The organism is Mesorhizobium sp. LNHC229A00, assembly GCF_000502415.1.
Taxonomy (GTDB): domain Bacteria; phylum Pseudomonadota; class Alphaproteobacteria; order Rhizobiales; family Rhizobiaceae; genus Mesorhizobium.
Window position 1 is genome coordinate 123,428 of record NZ_AYWQ01000010.1, and the last position, 19,545, is coordinate 142,972.

21 protein-coding genes and 2 pseudogenes are annotated in these 19,545 nt (G+C 62.6%); 13 read left to right on the forward strand and 10 right to left on the reverse strand.

Translation table 11 applies throughout. From position 1 onward, the window contains the following. Positions 1–80: 80 nt before the first annotated feature. The 3 genes from fumC to X742_RS149305 all read right to left on the reverse strand — a co-directional run bounded on the left by fumC (position 81) and on the right by X742_RS149305 (position 3,385). Positions 81–1,478, reverse strand: coding sequence for a class II fumarate hydratase (gene fumC / locus X742_RS149315; protein WP_023773478.1), 1,398 nt, complete (start codon positions 1,476–1,478; stop codon positions 81–83). Positions 1,479–1,612: 134 nt separating this feature from the next. Next, complete coding sequence (locus X742_RS149310; RefSeq protein ID WP_023773479.1) at positions 1,613–2,386, reverse strand: SDR family oxidoreductase; 774 nt, start codon at positions 2,384–2,386, stop codon at positions 1,613–1,615. Between the two features lie 225 nt (positions 2,387–2,611). Continuing rightward, positions 2,612–3,385, reverse strand: a complete 774-nt coding sequence (locus X742_RS149305; protein ID WP_023773480.1) for an NIPSNAP family protein — start codon at positions 3,383–3,385, stop codon at positions 2,612–2,614. 149 nt (positions 3,386–3,534) lie between these two features. Here X742_RS149305 and X742_RS149300 point away from each other — a divergent pair, with 149 nt between their 5' ends. Both X742_RS149300 and X742_RS1000000172705 read left to right on the forward strand, forming a co-directional pair. Next, positions 3,535–4,167, forward strand: a complete 633-nt coding sequence (locus tag X742_RS149300) for a TetR/AcrR family transcriptional regulator (RefSeq protein ID WP_051407659.1) — start codon at positions 3,535–3,537, stop codon at positions 4,165–4,167. Positions 4,168–4,305: 138 nt separating this feature from the next. Next, a pseudogene (locus tag X742_RS1000000172705) lies at positions 4,306–4,567 on the forward strand (metallophosphoesterase); the annotation flags it as partial. 28 nt (positions 4,568–4,595) lie between these two features. Here the strand turns inward: X742_RS1000000172705 and X742_RS149295 are convergent. After that, a complete protein-coding gene (locus tag X742_RS149295; RefSeq protein WP_015318399.1) occupies positions 4,596–4,781 on the reverse strand; it encodes a CsbD family protein in 186 nt (61 codons plus the stop codon). A gap of 167 nt (positions 4,782–4,948) precedes the next feature. Here X742_RS149295 and X742_RS149290 point away from each other — a divergent pair, with 167 nt between their 5' ends. From X742_RS149290 to X742_RS149265, 8 genes are all read left to right on the forward strand, one after another. Continuing rightward, positions 4,949–5,617 (forward strand): glutathione S-transferase family protein, encoded by a 669-nt coding sequence (locus X742_RS149290; protein WP_023773484.1) that lies wholly within the window; start codon positions 4,949–4,951, stop codon positions 5,615–5,617. 83 nt (positions 5,618–5,700) lie between these two features. Beyond that, positions 5,701–6,453, forward strand: coding sequence for an SDR family NAD(P)-dependent oxidoreductase (locus X742_RS149285; protein WP_023773485.1), 753 nt, complete (start codon positions 5,701–5,703; stop codon positions 6,451–6,453). Positions 6,454–6,729: 276 nt separating this feature from the next. Next, entirely contained in the window at positions 6,730–6,939 is a 210-nt protein-coding gene (locus tag X742_RS149280; protein ID WP_010915421.1) for a cold-shock protein, read from the forward strand. A 343-nt stretch (positions 6,940–7,282) separates the two neighbouring features. Beyond that, positions 7,283–7,510 carry a hypothetical protein gene (locus tag X742_RS149275; RefSeq protein ID WP_023773486.1) on the forward strand — a complete coding sequence of 76 codons (228 nt, stop codon included), beginning with the start codon at positions 7,283–7,285 and terminating at the stop codon, positions 7,508–7,510. Beyond that, positions 7,510–7,917, forward strand: a complete 408-nt coding sequence (locus X742_RS149270; protein WP_023773487.1) for a hypothetical protein — start codon at positions 7,510–7,512, stop codon at positions 7,915–7,917. The genes X742_RS149275 and X742_RS149270 overlap by 1 nt, the downstream gene beginning before the upstream one ends. 1 nt (position 7,918) lies before the next feature. Continuing rightward, positions 7,919–8,086, forward strand: a complete 168-nt coding sequence (locus X742_RS1000000172710) for a hypothetical protein (protein ID WP_023773488.1) — start codon at positions 7,919–7,921, stop codon at positions 8,084–8,086. A 100-nt stretch (positions 8,087–8,186) separates the two neighbouring features. Then, positions 8,187–8,474 carry a YkgJ family cysteine cluster protein gene (locus X742_RS09435; RefSeq protein WP_032922324.1) on the forward strand — a complete coding sequence of 96 codons (288 nt, stop codon included), beginning with the start codon at positions 8,187–8,189 and terminating at the stop codon, positions 8,472–8,474. A gap of 191 nt (positions 8,475–8,665) precedes the next feature. Next, a complete protein-coding gene (locus X742_RS149265) occupies positions 8,666–9,277 on the forward strand; it encodes a LysE family translocator (RefSeq protein WP_023773490.1) in 612 nt (203 codons plus the stop codon). Between the two features lie 14 nt (positions 9,278–9,291). Here X742_RS149265 and X742_RS149260 read toward each other — a convergent pair whose 3' ends face one another. Further along, a complete protein-coding gene (locus X742_RS149260; protein ID WP_023773491.1) occupies positions 9,292–9,678 on the reverse strand; it encodes a nuclear transport factor 2 family protein in 387 nt (128 codons plus the stop codon). 17 nt (positions 9,679–9,695) lie between these two features. Further along, a complete protein-coding gene (locus X742_RS149255) occupies positions 9,696–10,130 on the reverse strand; it encodes an OsmC family protein (protein ID WP_023773492.1) in 435 nt (144 codons plus the stop codon). Between the two features lie 184 nt (positions 10,131–10,314). On the opposite strand from X742_RS149255, the gene X742_RS149250 reads away from it, so the two are divergent. Then, entirely contained in the window at positions 10,315–10,926 is a 612-nt protein-coding gene (locus tag X742_RS149250; RefSeq protein ID WP_023773493.1) for a TetR/AcrR family transcriptional regulator, read from the forward strand. A 325-nt stretch (positions 10,927–11,251) separates the two neighbouring features. Here X742_RS149250 and X742_RS149245 read toward each other — a convergent pair. From X742_RS149245 to X742_RS1000000176550, 4 genes and pseudogenes are all read right to left on the reverse strand, one after another. Beyond that, positions 11,252–11,506, reverse strand: a pseudogene (locus X742_RS149245) (TCP-1/cpn60 chaperonin family protein); the annotation flags it as partial. 2,432 nt (positions 11,507–13,938) lie between these two features. Further along, positions 13,939–14,403, reverse strand: a complete 465-nt coding sequence (locus tag X742_RS149240; RefSeq protein WP_023773496.1) for a MucR family transcriptional regulator — start codon at positions 14,401–14,403, stop codon at positions 13,939–13,941. A gap of 409 nt (positions 14,404–14,812) precedes the next feature. Then, positions 14,813–15,034 (reverse strand): hypothetical protein, encoded by a 222-nt coding sequence (locus tag X742_RS0137480; RefSeq protein WP_031248145.1) that lies wholly within the window; start codon positions 15,032–15,034, stop codon positions 14,813–14,815. A 199-nt stretch (positions 15,035–15,233) separates the two neighbouring features. Continuing rightward, the gene (locus tag X742_RS1000000176550) at positions 15,234–15,443 is read right to left on the reverse strand and encodes a DUF982 domain-containing protein (protein ID WP_023773497.1); all 210 of its coding nucleotides are present in this window, start codon (positions 15,441–15,443) and stop codon (positions 15,234–15,236) included. Positions 15,444–15,860: 417 nt separating this feature from the next. Between X742_RS1000000176550 and X742_RS149235 the strand changes: the two genes are divergently transcribed. Then, positions 15,861–17,057 (forward strand): hypothetical protein, encoded by a 1,197-nt coding sequence (locus X742_RS149235; protein ID WP_023773498.1) that lies wholly within the window; start codon positions 15,861–15,863, stop codon positions 17,055–17,057. Between the two features lie 323 nt (positions 17,058–17,380). After that, positions 17,381–19,531, forward strand: coding sequence for a ParB/RepB/Spo0J family partition protein (locus tag X742_RS149230; RefSeq protein ID WP_023773499.1), 2,151 nt, complete (start codon positions 17,381–17,383; stop codon positions 19,529–19,531). Positions 19,532–19,545 lie beyond the last annotated feature (14 nt).

Sequence of the window (19,545 nt, forward strand, 5' to 3'; positions counted from 1 at the left end):
TTTCTGTGAGCCGGTAAAAAACGGAAATTCGTGTCAATCGATGAGCTGGAGTGAGGACATTCTCCCGCCGAAAAATGCCTTCACCCCGGATGCGTCATGTCCTGCGGCCGCACCAGGCGGTCATAGTCGGCCTCGCTGACCAGTCCGGTTGCCAACGCTTCCTCGCGCAACGTCGTGCCTTTCTTGTGCGCGGTCTTGGCGATCTTGGCGGCGTTGTCGTAGCCGATGGTGGGCGCAAGCGCAGTCACCAGCATCAGCGAACGGTCGAGTGCCGCCTTGATGTTGTCCTCTCGCGCCTCGATGCCGACGACGCAATTGTCGGTGAAGGAGACCGAAGCGTCGGCGAGCAACTGCACCGACTGCAGGAAATTATAGGCCATTAGCGGATTGTAGACGTTGAGCTCGAAATGGCCCTGGCTGCCGGCGAAGGTCAGCGCCGCATTGTTGCCGAACACCTGCACGCAGACCTGGGTCATCGCCTCGCACTGGGTTGGGTTGACCTTGCCCGGCATGATCGAGGAGCCCGGTTCGTTTTCCGGCAGCGACAATTCGCCGAGGCCCGAGCGCGGGCCGGAGCCGAGGAAACGGATGTCGTTGGCGATCTTGAACAGTGCCGCGGCCGCGGCATTGATGGCACCGTGCGAGAACACCATGGAATCATGGGCGGCGAGGGCCTCGAACTTGTTCGGCGCGGTGACGAAGGCGACGCCGGTAATGGCGGCGATGCGATCGGCCACCCGCTCGGCGAAACCGACCGGCGCATTGAGGCCGGTGCCGACGGCGGTGCCGCCCTGCGCCAGTTCCTGCAAGCCGGGCAGCGTCTGCTCGATGCGCTTGATAGAGGAGGCGACCTGCGCCGCATAGCCGGAGAATTCCTGGCCCAGCGTCAGCGGCGTGGCATCCTGCGTGTGGGTGCGGCCGATCTTGATGATGTGGTTGAAATCCCGGCTCTTGGCGGCGAGCGCCTTGTGCAGGTGGTGCAGCGCGGGGATCAGGTCATGTATGATCCGCTCGGCGCAGGCGATGTGCATGGCCGTCGGATAGGTGTCGTTGGAGGACTGGCTCATATTGACATGGTCGTTGGGGTGGACCGGCTTTTTCGAGCCCATGACGCCGCCCAGCATCTCGATCGCGCGGTTCGAGATCACCTCGTTGGCGTTCATGTTGGACTGCGTGCCCGAGCCGGTCTGCCAAACCACCAGCGGAAAGTGGTCGTTGAGCTTGCCGTCGATGACCTCCTGCGCGGCCTCGATGATCGGTTTGCCGATAACCGGATCGAGCCGCTTGAGTTCCATGTTGGCTTCCGCCGCCGCCCGCTTGACGATGCCCAGCGCGCGCACGATCGAAGCCGGCTGCTTCTCCCAACCGATCTTGAAATTGCCGAGGGAACGCTGCGCCTGCGCGCCCCAATAACGGTCGGCGGCGACCTCGATGGGGCCGAACGTATCGGTTTCGGTTCTCGTCTTTTGCGTGCTCACGGCAAGGCTCCGGTCTGTCGATTTGGGCAACGGCGTATCGCGTTGCACAAATGGCTTCAAGCGGAGAATGCGAACGGTAAGGATGCAAATCGGTTGAAGCTATAGCCGGTCACCCCTATCGCGGCGGAGATGACTCACCCCGCCGTATACCCCCCGTCAATCGCAAAGATGCCGCCGCTGGTCCAGGCGGCATCATCGCTGGCGAGATGGACCGCCATCCCGGCGAGGTCGTCAGGGCGGCCGATGCGGCCGAGGGGATAGCTGCGCTCGACATAGGCTTTCAGTTCCGCCTGTGCCTCGGCCGGCAGGTTGTCGACAGTCTTGCGCCGCATTGCCGTGTCCACCGTACCGGGTGCGATTGCGTTGACGCGGATGCCGCGCGGGCCGAGTTCGAAGGCCAGCGATTTGGTCAGCGAGTTCAACGCGCCTTTGGACAGGGAGTAGAGGCTTGATGGCCGCTTCGGGATCATCTTGTTGGCGAAATAGGAGGAGATGTTGATGACGGATGCACCTGCACCGAGATGCGGCAGCAGCCCCTGGGTGAGGAAGAAGGCAGCCGTCACATTGAGCGCGAAAGAGTGCTGGAACTGTGCCTCGCTGACACTCTCAAACGGCACGAGATAGGCGACACCGGCATTGTTGACGAGAACGTCGAGTGGCCGGCCGGATTCTTTCACCTGCTCGACGACCGCTGCGAGGCCGGGGCTGGTGGCGAGATCGGCCGACAATATCGCCACCATGCCTTTCGAGCCGAGGGCCGTCAGCTTATGGCGAGCGGTGTCGAGTTTGCCCGCGTCGCGGCCGACGATCAGGACATCGGCGCCCTCGTGCAGGAATGCCTCGGCGATCGCCAGGCCGATGCCGTCCGATCCGCCGGTGACCACCGCCCGCTTGCCGCGAAGCCTCATCACGCACCTCACCATGCGTTTGCCATCAAACAGAGGGATCGCACCGCAAGTCCGTGACGGGGTCAAGCCATCAGGCTATCTCAGGGTATGAACTTCGGCCGGCGTCCGCCGCAAGCGCCCGACCGGATCCCGTCTCGTCTGGGCGCAAAGTTGCGGTCGCGATCCCATTGGGAGGACCCGGCCTTTGTCGCCTCGGCGATGACGGGACAGTTGACCGGCCCCTGATCACCGCAACAGCGACCGGGCCGTGGGCGCCAGCCGCAATGTCTCGACCGGCTTTATGCTGATGGCCTGCATGTTCTGGCCAAGCGCCTGCCACACCGGCGAAGTGGCGAGGCGATGGCTGGCATGGGCATCGCCGTCGGGGAAGCCGATAACGGTCATGAAGACGTTTTCGCCGGCGCGCACGGGAAGTCGCGGGAAGGTGTTTGCGGCTGGCTCCGTCAGGAAGGCGCCCAGCAGACGCGCGGCGGTCTGGGCAAGCCGCGCAACCATCTCCGCCCGGAAGCGCCCGGCGAGGTCGGCGCCGATGCCCGACCGCAAATGATGAATCGAAATCTCAACCAGGCTGGGCAACCCGCTCCGTTCGCTTGTGCTTTTGGCCGTGTCGGCCGTTGGCCGGTGCAATCCTGACAGATCGAAACCGGCATCCGGCCACGCCGGCCGTAGCAGCAACACATCGTCGGAATCGATCATCGTCGCGTTTGCGGCGTCGCGGTGCGCCGCCCATACCGGGCCGTCATAGAACGCACTCAGAGCGTCCTTGCGCGCATCCATGCTCTCGAAACCGCGCATCCAGACGAACATATCGGGGCGGTCTAGATCGCGGAACTGGCCGATGATGGTCATCCCCGCGTCTTCCTGGCTTTCGATGAACTGCGTGTCGAAGATATCGATCAACGTTTCGCGCCGGCCCGGCTTCAACGTGTACTGCCGCAATTCGACGATCGGCGAGGTGAGTACCGCCGGCTTAGGCGTGGCATTCGGGATCGGGTTCATCCGCGGAGTCTCCAAAACAGGTTGATCATCCTGTTTATAAACAGACCGGTTGCCCTGTTTTGTCAACATGCTATCCTTCGACAATGTCAGCAGAGCTCAACATCCGGCCGCGGCGAGTCCGAGGTAAACGCATCAATGACCCCGAAGGCATGCGCCGCAAAGTGCTCGATGTCGCCGAGGCGGCGTTTCAGGCACGCGGCTACCATGCTTCCAGCCTCGGCGACCTGATGGCGGCGGCAGGCGTCAGCGGTGGCGCCTTGCATCATCATTTCCCGACCAAGAAGGCGCTGGCGCTGGCGGTCATCGACGAGCGCGTGGCGGCGGCGGTCGAGGAGACGTGGATCGCGCCGGTGCGGCAGGCGGTTTCGGCCCGCGAGGGCGTGCGTCAAGTGTTCGACGCCGTGGCGGCGGAACTGGAACGGCAAGGTTTCGTGCGCGGTTGCCCTCTCAACAATCTGGCGCATGAACTGTCGCTCGCCGATCCCGAATTTCGGAATGCCCTTGCCGGCGTCTTTTCGGCCTGGCGCCAGGCGATCGCCGACAAGATCAGGGCCGACCAGCGGGAGGGCAGGGAGCAAGGCACGGATCCCGAGCATTTTGCGGTGTTTGCGGTCGCCGCCTATTCCGGCGCCATGTCGATGGCCAAGACAGCGCAGGACGCCGGCCCCTTGCGCGATTGCGTTGCGGCGCTGGAGCGGAGCGCCTCGCTCGCCGCATCACCGCAGGGCGAGCCGGTGGCGAGGCGACGTCGCAGGGTGCTGCGCCGGCACGGCGCTACTTGAGGCAGGTGGATCGCTAGGGCCCGGCTATGTGGCCGATGTCTCGACCAACTGGACGGACAGACGCCGCTTGTGCTGAATTCCCCGATGATGAATCGACTTCCGTCCCTATTGTTTTCACGACGTGGTTTTCTGGTGTGCAGCGATGCGGACCGCCAGGCCTTGCTGCCCGCCCTGAAGGGCTAGAACGTCGTTGCCGTCTTTCCACGGTCACCAGCACGAGGTGCCGATGATCTATCAACGCGCCGGCCTCGATCTCTTCAAGCCGAAAGCCGCCTAGATGGGCGGCTTCGCCTTGGCACGTGTCACCAGCAACAGCCTGGATGTCGTGCTGGGCGAAGCCGGCGACGATCATGGCGACGTGATTTTCACCAACGCTTTCAGCAAATCGCTGAAGACGTGAAAAGGGCCGCTCGACGCGGCCCCTTTCCTCAGCGGTCAAGCGATTTCTTGACCTTGTCCTTCGCGTCGCCATAGGCCTTCTGCACCTTGCCGGTGGCCTTGTCTGCCATGCCTTCTGCCTGCGTCTGCCTATCGCCGGTCACTTTGCCGGCGGCTTGCTTGACCGAGCCTTTTACCTGCTTGGCCGCACCGGCGACCTGATCCTTGTTCACCATTTTCTCATCTCCCGGGTTTGGTTCGCCTTGGCAAACGAGCCGGCACGGTTTCGGTTCCAACAGCCGCCGCTTATGTCGGCGAAACAGGGTGTCTTTCGGGCGCCGCGCCGGCAGGCTAGGGTGCCGGCCAGCGCACTCCGCAAGGAGCAAACCGCCAAGGGGGACAAATGTCGGAATTCACGCTCTATATCGGCAACAAGTGCTTCTCGTCCTGGTCGCTCAGGCCCTGGGTGGCGATGCGGCACCTGGAGATACCGTTCGAAGAGGTCTTGGTGCGGCTGCGCACCCCCGAGACCGCCGCCAACCTGGCGAAAGTGTCGCCGACAGGTCAGGTCCCTGTCTTGGTTCACAAGTCCTCGAATCACACTGGCGGAATGGTCTGGGAAACCCTTGCCATCCTTGAATACCTCGCCGATCTCTTTCCGGAGAAAAAGCTCTGGCCGGCCGATATCGGCGCCCGGGCGCTAGCGCGTTCGGCGGCGACCGAGATGCATTCCGGTTTTCGCGAAGTCCGCTATGGCTGGCCGATGAACTTGCGCCGACCGAGGGCCCACAAGCCACTCGACGCCGAGGGCGAGGCGCAACGCACCCGCATCGAAGCGCTGTGGCGCGAGTGCCGCGAGAAACACGGCAAGGGCGGCCCGTTTCTGTTCGGCCATTTCACCGCGGCCGACGCCATGTATGCGCCTGTCGTCACCCGCTTCGACACCTATGGCGGGGATCTGGCGCCCGATACCAGGGCCTATGTCGACGCGATCCTCGCGCTGCCGGCGATGCGCCAGTGGTATGCGGAAGCGGCGAAGGAGCCGTGGCCGGAGCCGGGGCCGGACGAATAGGACCTCTCTGCGAAGCGGCCTTCCCCGTTTATCGGGACGGCCTATCTAGGAGCATTGGCGCGGCGCCTTTTGGAGATGTTGCAATGAGCGTTTCTTACATGCTTGCCGGCAAGGTTGCTCTCGTCACCGGCGCCTCCTCGGGCATTGGCGAGGCGACGGCTGCGGCATTGGCCGCTGCCGGGGCAAGTGTGGCGGTCGCCGCCCGTCGGGTCGAGAGGCTCGAAGCTCTGGCCGCCCGCATCGAAAAAATCGGCGGAACGGCTTTGCGCATCGAGGCCGACGTCACCAGCAGCGACGATGTCGCGGCCATGGTCGGGAGGGTCGTGGCCGAATGGGGTCAGCTAGACATCCTCGTCAACAATGCCGGCGTGATGCTGCTCTCGCCGGCAGCGGAGGCAACGCTCGACGACTGGCGCCATATGGTGGAACTCAACCTGTTGGCGCTGATGGGTGTCACCAAGGCGGCGCTGCCGCATCTCAAGGCTGCCAAGGGCCATATCGTCAATGTCTCGTCGATCGCTGGCCGCGTCGCCAATCCCGGCGCCAGCGGTTACGCGGCGACGAAATTTGGTGTCGTCGGTTTTTCGGAATCACTGCGGCGCGAAGTTTATGCCGACAAGGTTCGCGTCACCGTGATCGAGCCCGGCCTCGTGCGCACGGAGCTTGGCGACCATATCACCAACGCTGCCTCGAAGGCGGGGCTGGACCAGCGCCTCGCCACGATGGAAGCGCTGACCGCCGAGGATGTCGCCGCCGCCATCCTCTATGCCGTCGGTCAGCCGGCGCGCGTCAACGTCAACGAGATCGTCATCAGACCGACCGACCAGGAACGCTGAGCGACCGCCGGCAACGCTCAGGTGCGGACGCTTGTTCACCATGGATGTTGGCCAGATGACGCGCTTTCAGCCGTCGAATTCTCGGATCGATGGCGCAACATTTGACAGGCGTCTGAAACACGCGTAGAAGAAAGTTGTCGATATTTGTTTGACTGACTTTTGTTATCCGCGCTTCCGAGCGCGCCTTTGACGAACTTCCCACATCAAAAATCGAGACAAACGACGTTGTGCATCCGCATAACGGCGAACGAATATTTGCCATGGAAAGGGTTCGTCATGAGCACCGGCACAGTTAAGTGGTTCAACGCCACCAAGGGTTTTGGTTTTATTCAGCCTGACGACGGCTCCGCCGACGTTTTTGTTCACATCTCGGCCGTGGAACGCGCCGGTATGCGCGACATCGTCGAAGGCCAGAAGCTCGGCTACGAGATGGTCCGCGACAACAAGTCGGGCAAGATGTCCGCCGACCAGTTGAAGGCGGCCTGAAGAAAGAATTCAGCCGTCCCGGTGACCACGGATGTACTGGCACCGGTGAACGGCGAATTCGGGCGCATGGCCACGGGAACCTGAGTTTCCACGGCCTGTGCTGCCCATAAGGAGCTAGCCATGTGCGTCCAGTTGGATGCGCGGCGCTCCCAGGGAAGGTCAGGCGGTGCCTGGCCTTTTTCATTTTACGCTTGTTGCCGCCGAAAATGCGCTGCGCATTGGGCCGAACGTGCTAAGGGACGCTCCAGCATCTTGAATCCGCTGCCGCATCGCTTTGTGCATGGTCCGGACCGAAGACCCGGTCTCGTCCTATCGGCACCAGGCTCCTGACAGGAGAAAGATTTTGACCGCCCATTCGAAGACAGCCGTCGATCCGGCCGTGTCGCTGTTCAGCAAAACGCAAACCCAGTCGATGTCGCTTAACCGCATCATTTCCGAACGCGACGCCGTCAGCGAAGCGCGGGAAGCCAAGACCGCGCGCCTGCGCGAGTTGCGGCTGGAGAAGGAGGCCGACGCGATGGCGGCCGCCGCGGCACTCGCGGCGTTGCCGAAACGAGCCGGAAAACGCTGATGGCCACCAAGCGCGTACCGCAAACGCCAATCGCGGCCGATGTGACCATCGCCGACATGGTCGAGACCTTGGACAAGCCGGTCGAATATGTCCGGCGCGTGCTAGAAAAGCTCGAACGCTGCAAGCGCGCCCATGGCGACGCCCAGGTGCGCGTCGGCGTGCGCGGCCGGGCCGAGTGCCCGAACTACCTCATCGAGTATGTCCGCGAAGACGCCAAGACCCGTGAGCGGGTCACCTATCAGGATGCCGCCTATAGCGGCAGCACGCATCGTGAGCTGGCGGCGCACCACATCGCGGAAGCCAGGAATTGGTCGCCCGAGGAAATGAACATCACGGCGGTTTCGGCGTTGATCGGCCGCTTGCGCAATCCGCGCGCACCATCATCGCGTTTCGCCGACGAGGATTGAAATGGCCATAAAATTCTCCGCCAAGGACCAGCCGGCAGCACCGGCTCCCGCCGCAAAGCCGGCCAAGCCGGTTGTCGCGCCGAAGGCCGCCGAGGCCGACCAGGCAGCGACCGATCTTTTCAAGTCGCCAGCGGACGCACCGAAGGGCAAGACCGGCAAGAAGAAGTAGCGCCTTGCCGCGGGACACCGATCGCAATCTTGCGAAGCCGGGGCTGATTGCCCAGCCAGCCACGACCAGCCTGCCGTCGGCTCAACCAGGCATCGCTCCCATGTTCGATTGCCAGAGCTGCGGCGCGTGCTGTTCCTATTCAGCCGACTGGCCCCGCTTTTCGACCGAGGACGATGCGCAGCTCGACCGCATTCCGGAAAAATTCGTGGCGGCCGACCTGTCGGGCATGCGCTGCGACGGCGTGCGCTGTTCGGCCCTGTCTGGCGAAGTCGGCAAGTCGACCGCTTGCACCATCTATGACCTTCGCCCGGATGTTTGCCGCGCCTGTATGCCTGGCGACGACGAGTGCCTGACGGCGCGCCGGGCGCTCGGATTTTCCGCCTCTTAGCGGCGGCTTCCTGGCGGCGAATGCATGTCGCCCGAAGCGTCCTCGGTTCCGGGACAACGACATGCAGAAAATCGGAAGCTTACAGCAGGTCGGCGAATCCTGTCGCCGCGACATGCTGTAATTACTGTCGCTTGTGCACACCCCGCTTGCTGGCTAGGCTGCGTCAGGGTAGGGCGCCGGAGGAAATCATCGTGAGCATCGAATTTCTGTTGACGTCGCTGATCGTCGTGGCTTCGCCGGGAACCGGCGTACTCTATACGCTGAGCGCCGGGCTTTCGCGTGGTGCGCGGGCCTCGATCATTGCCGCCTTCGGCTGCACGCTCGGCATCATCCCGCATATGGCGGCCGCCATCACCGGCCTGGCGGCGCTGCTGCACACCAGTGCTGTCGCCTTCGAGACGCTGAAATATCTGGGCGTCGCCTATCTGCTCTACATGGCCTGGAACACGCTGAAGGAAAAAGGCGGCCTGAGCGTCGACGACAATGTCGCGCCGCGCTCGGCTGGCAAGGTGATCGCCACCGGCATCCTCGTCAACGTGCTCAATCCGAAACTGTCGATCTTCTTCTTCGCCTTCCTGCCGCAATTCGTCAGCACCACCGAACCCAACGCACTGTCGAAGATGCTGGAGCTCAGCTCGGTCTTCATGTTTTTGACCTTCGTGGTTTTTGTCGGCTACGGCATCTTCGCGGCGTCGATCCGCAGCCATGTCGGGTCGCGGCCAATGGTGCTGACCTGGATGCGCCGGACTTTTGCCGGCGCCTTCGTCATGCTCGGCGCCAAGCTGGCGCTGGCGGATAGGTGACCGAGGCGCTTGGTCTAGCCCTTGACATAACCCATCGCCTCGACGATCCGCCCGTCCGCGACGCGCATCAGGTTGACGCCGCGCAGCGAATTGCCGTCGGCCATCCAGTAGCGCCAGCGGACCGTGGCGCGGTCGCCGGCCACGAAAGTCTCTTCGAGGTCGAAGCGCGTACCGGGTGCGGCGGCGATCGCCGACCACAGCTCGACGCATGCTGCCTTGCCGGCGCGGCGCGCGCCGTCCGGTGCCGGCGTGGTGTTCTCGATCACGCAGTCCTGCGCCACCAGATCGTCGAGAGCCGAGGGATCGTGACGCTGGAACACATCGTTATAGCGCCGCATGATTTCAGCCGTTTCGCCGGAGCGGCTGGCCGTGGTGATGTCGATGATCAATTCCTGGGTCATGCGATTTCTCCTTCCGTTCAGTGACTTATGAGCTTCGCTTTCAGCGTGATCGTGGCGACGCCGGCCAGCGCCCGCGAGACGAGGCATCGCGCCTTGGCCGACTGCGCCAGCCGCTCGAAGTCGGCGGCGGCGAGCCCGGGGACGTTCGCCTCCGTCTCCAATTCAACGCGGGTAATGGTCGGCCCGGCCGCGGTGGCGCCCAGATGCACCTTGGCGATCGTGTGGATGTCGCTTGCGATGTGACCTTCGCTGCCGAGGATGGCGGTGAGCGCCATCGAGAAGCAGCCGGCATGGGCGGCCGCGATCAGTTCCTCCGGATTGGTGCCGGGCCCGTTTTCGAAGCGGGACGGGAATGAGTAGGGACCCTCGAACGCGCCGCTGCCCAGCCGGAGCCGTCCGGAACCTTCCTTAAGCGGGCCGTGCCATTCGGCCGATGCTTCGCGAATTGTCATTGCTACGTCTCCTCTGCTTGATGAAATGAAGGCTCCGCGACCGCTTCGCGAGCCAGGACGCCGTCTTGCCCTTCCCGCCAATACATCTATCTCTGTCACATATATAGACCGATTTACATATTATGTAGACCGATTGTCATATTGCGGGCAAGGGCTATAATGCGCACTCCTGACAGAGGTTGACATGGCGACGCACACACGCACGCGGATGATCGAGGCGACGGCACTGCTATTGCGGCGGCGCGGCTATCACGGCACGTCGCTCAACGATATCTTGAGCGCCAGCGGCGCGCCGCGCGGCTCGCTTTACTTCCACTTTCCCGGCGGCAAGGATCAGCTGGTCGTCGAGGTGACGCGCGCCAGCGTCGCCGAGGTAACCGAGCGTCTGGGCGAGGCTTTGGCCGCCGAACGCGACCCTGCGGTCGCCGTCCACCACATCTATCAATCGGTGGGACGCATGCTGGAAGACAATGAGTTCTCACTGGGCTGCCCGGTCGCGCCGGTCGTGCTGGACTCGCCAGGCGATGTGCCCGACCTTGTCGAACTGTGCCGCTCTGCATTCGAACAGTGGATCGGCTTGCTGCGTGAGGCTTTCGTCAGGGCAGGAGTGCCCGAGCGTCGCGCGCAGGCACTGGCGCTGCTGGTCGAGTCTTCGCTGGAAGGCTTGATGGTGATTGCCCGCGCCACCCGCGACCGCTCATCGCTCAACGCCGTTGCCGATGAGGTGGCCGTCCTTATCGAGCAGGCCGTGCTCGCCGGCAAGGCGCCCCAGCAAGCGGAGACTGCCGCTGTCTGACCGGTAGTCCCAACTACCGCGGTGGAGCACCAGCCTCAAGACGCAAAGAAAAGGGCGACCACTCGGCCGCCCCTTCAATAATTGTCGAGGATGGACTTCTTAGAAGTCCATGCCGCCACTCAAGCCCGCTTGCGGGCTTGAGCAACTTGGATTCATGGGCGTGCTTTATGGACTTCTTAGAAGTCCATACCGCCACTCAAGCCCGCTTGCGGGCTTGAGCAACTTGGATTCATGGGCGTGCTTTATGGACTTCTTAGAAGNCCGCCACTCAAGCCCGCTTGCGGGCTTGAGCAACTTGGATTCATGGGCGTGCTTTATGGACTTCTTAGAAGTCCATACCGCCCATGCCGCCCATGCCGCCGCCGCCCATGCCGCCAGGCATGCCGCCGGCGCCAGAGTCCTTCTTCGGAGCTTCGGCGATCATGGCTTCGGTGGTGACGAGCAGGCCGGCGACCGAGGCCGCGTCCTGGAGGGCCGTGCGCACGACCTTGACCGGATCGACGATACCCATGACGATCATGTCGCCATATTCGCCGGTCTGGGCGTTGTAGCCGAAGGTCGCGCCCTTGTTCTCAAGGATCTNGACTCCTTCTTCGGAGCCTCCGCGATCATGGCTTCGGTGGTGACGAGCAGGCCGGCGACCGAGGCCGCGTCCTGGAGGGCAGTGCGCACGACCTTGACCGGATCGACGATACCCATGGCGATCATGTCGCCATATTCGCCGGTCTGGGCGTTGTAGCCGAAGGTCGCGCCCTTGTTCTCAAGGATCTTGCCGGCAACGATCGAGGCTTCCGCACCAGCGTTGGCCGCGATCTGGCGGGCCGGAGCCTGCAGCGCACGACGCACGATGTTGATGCCGGCGGCCTGGTCGGCGTTGACGCCGGTCACCTTGATGTTGGCCGAAGCGCGCAGCAGGGCAACGCCACCGCCAGCAACGATGCCTTCTTCCACGGCCGCGCGGGTCGCGTTGAGGGCGTCATCGACGCGGTCCTTCTTTTCCTTGACTTCGACTTCCGTCGCACCGCCGACAGATCGGAAGAGCACACGTCTGAACNTCCCTACACGACGCTCTTCCGATCTATCGACGCGGTCCTTCTTTTCCTTGACTTCGACTTCCGTCGCACCGCCGACGCGGATCACCGCAACGCCGCCGGCGAGCTTCGCCAGACGTTCCTGCAGCTTCTCCTTGTCGTAGTCCGAGGTGGTCTCCTCGATCTGCTGCTTGATCTGGGCGACGCGGCCCTGGATCTCGGCTTTCTTGCCGGCGCCGTCGACGATGGTGGTGTTCTCCTTGGAGATCGACACCTTCTTGGCGCGGCCGAGCATGTTGAGGCCGACNTTCTTGCCGGCGCCGTCGACGATGGTGGTGTTCTCCTTGGAGATCGACACCTTCTTGGCGCGGCCGAGCATGTTGAGGCCGACATTCTCGAGCTTGATGCCGAGGTCTTCCGAAATGACCTGGCCACCGGTCAGGATGGCGATGTCTTCCAGCATGGCCTTGCGGCGATCACCGAAGCCCGGCGCCTTGACGGCGGCGATCTTCAGGCCACCGCGCAGCTTGTTGACGACCAGCGTGGCGAGCGCCTCGCCTTCGACGTCTTCCGAGATGATGAGCAGCGGCTTCGAGGCCTGCACGACGGCTTCGAGGACCGGCAGCATCGCCTGCAGGTTGGAGAGCTTCTTCTCGTGCAGGAGGATGTAGACGTCCTCCAGCTCGGCAACCATCTTGTCGGCGTTGGTCACGAAGTAGGGCGAGAGATAGCCGCGGTCGAACTGCATGCCTTCGACGACTTCGAGTTCGGTCTCGGCGGTCTTGGCTTCCTCAACCGTGATGACCCCTTCGTTGCCGACCTTCTGCATCGCTTCAGCGATCATCTTGCCGACCGACTCGTCGCCATTGGCCGAGATCGTGCCGACCTGGGCGACTTCCTCGGAAGTCTTGATCTTCTTGGCGGCCTTGCCGAGAGCAGCGACCACTTCGGTGACGGCGAGATCGATGCCGCGCTTCAGGTCCATCGGGTTCATGCCGGCGGCAACCGATTTGTGGCCTTCCTGGACGATCGACTGCGCCAGAACGGTCGCGGTCGTGGTGCCGTCGCCGGCGATGTCGTTGGTCTTCGAAGCAACTTCGCGGACCATCTGCGCGCCCATGTTCTCGAACTTGTCTTCAAGTTCGATTTCCTTGGCGACGGTGACGCCGTCCTTGGTGATGCGCGGGGCGCCGAACGACTTGTCGATGACGACGTTGCGGCCCTTGGGACCGAGCGTGACCTTCACCGCGTCGGCGAGGATGTTGACGCCGCGCAGCATGCGCTCACGGGCATCGCGGGAGAATTTTACGTCNATCTCGCCTTCCTGCGGCTTTTCCTTCGCCGTGTCCGGGATGATGATCCCGCCGGCGGTCTTGGATTCGGATTCGACCCGGCGAACGACCACGCGGTCATGAAGCGGGCGGAACTTCGACTTTGCCATTTTTTCTTCCTCGAATGAGAACGGTGAGAACAGTTCCTCCGTCCGGCGAGCGCCGGACATGTGGTTAGCACTCACCGGTGGCGAGTGCTAACTTCGTGCTGAAATAGGCCGTGGGCACGTACTAGTCAAGACGGAAGAGGAGACGGGCGAAGAGCAGAAGATTCTGGAATCGGCGCGAAAGCCACCGGGCCCTTTTACGTCGGGAGAAAGCTCTTTTTGAATTTTTGCTGCCAGTCGCTCGTCCACTCCGGCTCAAACATCTCCGCCGGAGATTGCCGAGCCCGCACTTCGAGGCCGCACTCGGGATGACACCTGCCGCGCTCGCAGATATGCCGGGCGGCCATAACTTCGGATGTACTGGTGACCGCTCGATAGAGCGAGCAAGAATACGGCTCATCGCAGCAAATTGCTGCAAGAGCGATCCGAATTCCTTATGAAGTAACCTTAAGGCAAAGGCGGGGTTGGCCCCGCCTTTTCATATTCCGGGCAGATTATGCCGATGGCAGCTGCGCGCTCCAGAACGAAGCTCGAGTGCGGAAATCAAGCTGCGACCTTCTTGCGGGTCCGCTTCGTCGGCTCCGGCGCTTCCGGCTCTTTCGGTTTGCGGCCGAGCCCCATCGTCTTGGCTAATGCCGAGCGCGACGCGGCATAATTCGGCGCGACCATGGGATAATCAGCCGGCAGACCCCATTTGGCGCGATATTCATCCGGCGTCAGCCCGTAGTGGGTCGACAGATGGCGCTTCAGCGACTTGAATTTCTTCCCGTCCTCAAGGGAGATGATGTAGTCCGGGGTCACCGACTTCCTGATCGGGACAGCAGGCTTGAGCGCCTCCGCCATTTGTGCGGAAACGTTGCCGACCGTGCCTTTCAGTGCTGCGTGCACTTGGCCGATCAGGGCAGGGAGATCGCCCACCGGGACCGGATTGTTGGAGACATAGGCTGAGACGACATCAGCGGTAAGCTCGATGAGGACGTCGGTGTTGTTGTCGGCTTCTTCTGTCATGAAAACTCTCCGGGGTGGCTTGAAGGCAGTCGGCGAAGTGTTGCTTCATAGTGGCGGTTGTCGGTGAAGGCAATAAAGCCCCGGCAGGACTATTGCGATGCTCCGGTTAAAGCGACGCATCCGCCTTTTGCGCGCGTATTGATCCGGTGGGGCAGACCCGGTCCTCATAAAGCTGACGCTGCTCTCCGCCTCGATGAGGAAGCGATAATCGTAAACAATTTCCGCGCCCCACCGCCGGGTACCACAGCGCAAATTTGGTTTCGAGGCGGTCCCGCCTAAGCAGTGGTGCGGATTGCGGTGCTTAGTACTTCATTGAACTGATCGGGTCTCCATACGATCGACGTGATTTCTCGAAGTGCAGGGGTGACGCAGGGCCGCCCAAGCATTAATTTTCCGTGGCAAAAATTGACTATGTTGCAGGCTTGGCGAAGACCATAGGCAAACCACGTTTCGACGCCATCTCGACCACCAGTTCCTCGATTGCTCGATCGGAAAGGCGGGTCTGCAGTGTCGTACGAATTCGTTTGACCAGTTCGTGCACCGGTAAAGGCAAGAGATCCTCGCCATCGTCGAGAAGCCGACTGACTTCGATCACAACGTCAGCATCGATGTCGCTCGGCAAATCTCGCATATGCTATCTCCGATCAAGGTAAATGTTGTCGTCTCCCGACCGTTGTCGAGTCAAGCAGATGAACGTCGGGTTGTTTCCACGACGGCAGGACTCAGTGCTCTACTTCGGCTGCACAAACCCCGGTCACCGCTGCGACTCGTGAAGCTCTGCTTTCCCCCAGTCACTTTGGAAGCCATCGAGGCTACTATCAATTTGGACATCAGTCGCTGCGTAGGATTTTCGCTTCTAACGCCGCTGTAACAAAGGCCCGTCTCGCTACCGGCGTCCGGGCTTCACCACGCAGAACCTGAAGACATGCATCCATGGCCAGTTTTCGGATCGTGGCTGCATCGTTCACATCGAATATGACGCGCTCACGGTCATGCCGGCCAACTTGCACCACCACGGGCCGGACGAACCTGCTCGACATGCAATTACACTTTCAATTCCGACCGTGACACGGTCTTCGCGTATCATGACGTCGGGTCAATTTATACATTTGTGGGTAGGGCCAGAACAGAACTGACGGTTGCCCAATCTCAAGACAAGTTGCCTGCCCAATTTCAGCAGGCCGCTACCCGAATTCGGATGGGGTTCTGGTCTTGTTGCGCAAGAAAGCACCGCGGAATTCTGTCGCGACCGGAAGGTGAGCGGCGCTTGGTCCCAGGCGCGAGCTTTCCTGAAGGCCAAGCCTTCCTTCCTGGGTGCCAGCCGTGACGCGTCCGCTGCCGCAATGGCGTCGCTGATAGTGGCGCGCCGGTGCCGGAGAGGAAGGGGGCGGGCGGGTTGCGGTGGCGGGTAAAGGTCCGGGAGAGAGTCTCCCGGCGCCCGCCAAGGAGCAACACCCATGACCCAGATGGAAATTCTTGCGCCCAAGCGCAACGAGCGTGCCGGTTACAAGGTCGACCCCAGCCGCGGCCAGCGTATTGGCCGCGTGTCGTCAGAATGGTTCAACCGGCCAGCGGATGAGCGATACCTGTCGCTCAACGACCTTGGAAATGCGGTGAAGAGCCGGTCGGAGCGCAGCAAGACCCGCATCGTCGAAAGTGAGCTGATCCGCGTCGAGGCCAGCCGCGACGATCCGGAGCGCCTGAGGCTAATGCTGCCCGATGCGCCTGCCCCTGTTGCTCCCACGCATTGGAGTTTTGGCCAACTCGCCAGTCTGGTCGGCGCTCCGGCCACCTATTTGCGCCAGCTTCCAGCCCCGCTCGCCGCGATCAACCTTCAGTACGGTCTCCTCAACCACCGCGCCGAGCAGGTGAAGACGCTGGCAATCGAGAACGGACGCCTCGAGCTGCGAGCGGTGACGGGCCTGGACTACGGTAGAATATTTGACTCAGAACTGGTGGACGCCGTGCAGAAGATCGCCGGCAACGGTACCGGCGACACCCGCTGGAAGGTGCCTGGTGTGCTCGACTGGTCGACAGGTATCTACAATCCGCACGTCGACATCTCCTGCGACACCACGACGCTCTACTCGTCAGATCGCGATATCTTTGTGTTCCTCGTCGACGATCTGAACCCGATCGAGGCCGGGCGGCTGCCAAATGGGGAACCGGATCTCTATTTCCGCGGCTTCTACTGCTGGAATTCCGAAGTCGGCGCCCGCACCCTCGGGATCGCCAGCTTCTATCTGCGCGCAGTGTGTCTGAATCGCAATCTGTGGGGCGTGGAAGATTTCGAGGAAATCACCATCCGCCACTCAAAATACGCGGCCTCCCGTTTCGCACTGGAAGCCGAGCCGGCGCTGATCCAGTTTGCCGATTCCTCCCCCATGCCGTTTGTCAACGGCATCAAGACGGCGCGGCAAAGGATCGTGGCCCGAGATGACGAAGACCGCCAAAACTTCCTGCGCAAGCGCGGCTTCTCCAAGTCCGAGACCACGAAGATCATCGATACTGTTCTCATGGAGGAAGGCAGACCACCGGAATCGATTTTTGATTTCGTGCAGGGCATCACGCGGGTCGCGCGCGACAAGCCGCATCAGGATGTCCGCCTGGACATGGAGGGCAAAGCCAAGAAGCTCCTCGATTTCGCCGCCTGATCCTGCGCAGGCCGGCAACGAAAACCCTCGTCGCCGGCCTGCCTCCGGGCCGTCTCCATCAATCCCAGCGCGGTCCTTCGAAGCAAGTGGACGGCGCTTTTCTCGTGGGAGGACGCGGTGACGCCAACATGCTGAAGGCGTCTCGGGCGCGGCTCGGCCGCGTCTAGATCCGCGAGCCGAAACCAGCAGCGCTTCATGTCGAGCCTGCAAGTCGGGAGGCGGCGCTGGCGTGAGCCCTGGAGGCAGAGGGGGAGGGGAGGGTTGATGACGGGCTTGGAGGTTCGGGGAGAGGCCCCGGGCCGCCCGTCATGGAGAACCTGACCATGGCAAAGAACGCCATTCAGAAGATCGCGATGAACGCCGCGGAGAATATTCCCTATGACAAGTTAATGTTGTCGCAGAAGAATGTTCGACGCATCAAGGACGGCGTGTCGATCGAGCAACTGGCCGAAGACATCGGACGGCGAAAGCTGATCCAGAGCCTGAACGTCCGACCCGTGCTCGACGGCGAGGGCGAGGAGACCGGCACGTTCGAGGTGCCCGCCGGCGGCCGACGTTATCTGGCGCTCGGCATCCTCATCAAGCAAAAGCGCCTGGCGAAGAACGAGCCAATCCCCTGCATCGTCAACCGCGGGCAGGAGACCTCGGCCGAGGAGGACTCGCTTGCCGAAAACCTACGGCGCGCCGACCTGCACCCGCTCGACCAGTTCCGGGCCTTCATGACGCTCAGCGATCAGGGCCTCGATCCCGATGAGATTGGTGCCCGCTTCTTCGTATCGCCGGCGACAGTGAGGCAGCGCCTGCGGCTGGCATCGGTGTCACCGAAGCTGCTCGAGCTCTACGAGAAGGACGAAATCCGGCTCGAACAGATCATGGCGTTTTCGATCTCCGACGATCACGCGCGCCAGGAGCAGGTCTGGGAACGGATATCCGGCTCGCACATGCAGGAACCCTATTGCATCAGGCGCCTGCTGACGGAGACCACGGTCCGGGCCGATGATCGTCGGGCCGTGTATGTCGGCGCCGAGGCCTATGAGGCGGCCGGCGGCGTCATCCTGCGCGATCTCTTTGAGCAGGACTCCGGCGGCTGGTTCCAGGATGCGGCGCTCCTTGAGCAGCTTGTCTTCGACAGGCTGAAGGTGGATGCCGAGGCGATCCGCGCCGAAGGCTGGAAATGGGTCGAGGCTGCAATCAGCTTTCCCTACGGCCACACCTCCGGCATGCGGCGCATCTACGCCGAGGCGCAGGAACTCAGCGCTGAGGAGATCGAACGCTACGACGCGCTGAAGGCCGAATACGACAAGCTGGATGCGGACTATGCCCAGGCCGAGGATGCCGACGAAGCAATCGAGGCGAAGCTCGACCAGCTGGGTGCCGAGCTCGATGCGATTGATGATCGTCCTCAAAGTTACGATCCCGCCCAGAAGGCCAATGCCGGTGTGTTCGTTACGCTTGCCGCGAACGGCAAGCTCCAGGTCGAGGCCGGTTTCATGCGGTCCGAGGATGAGCCGCGGACCGAGACCGGCGATGGCGATGAGCGCGAGGAAGCGGACGCGGAGGGCGAAACCCGATCCCATGGTGACGACGATGGCGATGGTATTGTCGTCAACGGCAAACCGTTGGGTGACAGCTCTGGCGACGACGGCGAGGACGATGGCATCAAGCCACTGCCCGATCGGCTCGTCGTCGACCTGACTGCGCAGCGCACGCTGGCGCTACGCAACGCGCTCGCCGGCGACGTCAACATCGCCTTCATCGCCGCACTGCATGCCTTCGTCCTGCAGGTCTTCTATCGCTTCGCGCCGAACACGTGCCTGGAGATCAGCATGAAGAGCGGCAGCTTCAGCCAGGTCGACGGTCTTGCCGAGACATCCTGGGCCAAGGAGATCGCCGAGCGGCACGAAGCCTGGGACCGCGATTTGCCCGATCAGGCGGAAGGCCTGTGGGACTTCCTTCTCGGCCTCGATGAAGCAAGCCGCAAGGCGCTGTTCGCGCACTGCGTCTCGCTGACCCTCAATGCGGTGGTCGAACCCTGGAACAGGCGAGCGAAGGCGCTCGAGCATGCAGACGTGCTTGGCCGCTCGCTCCAGTTCGACATGATCGACGCCGGCTGGACGCCCACGGTCGAGTTCCTCGGGAGGCTCACCAAGGCGCGGATCCTGCAGGCTGTCCGTGAAGCGCGTGGCGCGGACTCCGCGCAGCTGATCGACCACATGAAGAAGGACATCATGGCCCGTGAAGCCGCCCGTCTTCTCGAAGGCTCGAACTGGCTGCCGGAGCCGCTGCGCGTTGAGGTCGATGAAGTGTCTGCCGATGCTGGCGACGCGGTCGCCGGCGACGCGTCGGACGAGGCGGCTCTCGACGGCGTTGCCGCCGAGCTTCCGGCCTTCCTCGCCGACGATGCGGACCCGTCCTCCGATGAGCCGGTGACCATCGACGGCGACGAAACGGACCACCTCCAGGCCGCCGAATAGTCGGCCTTCCGCTC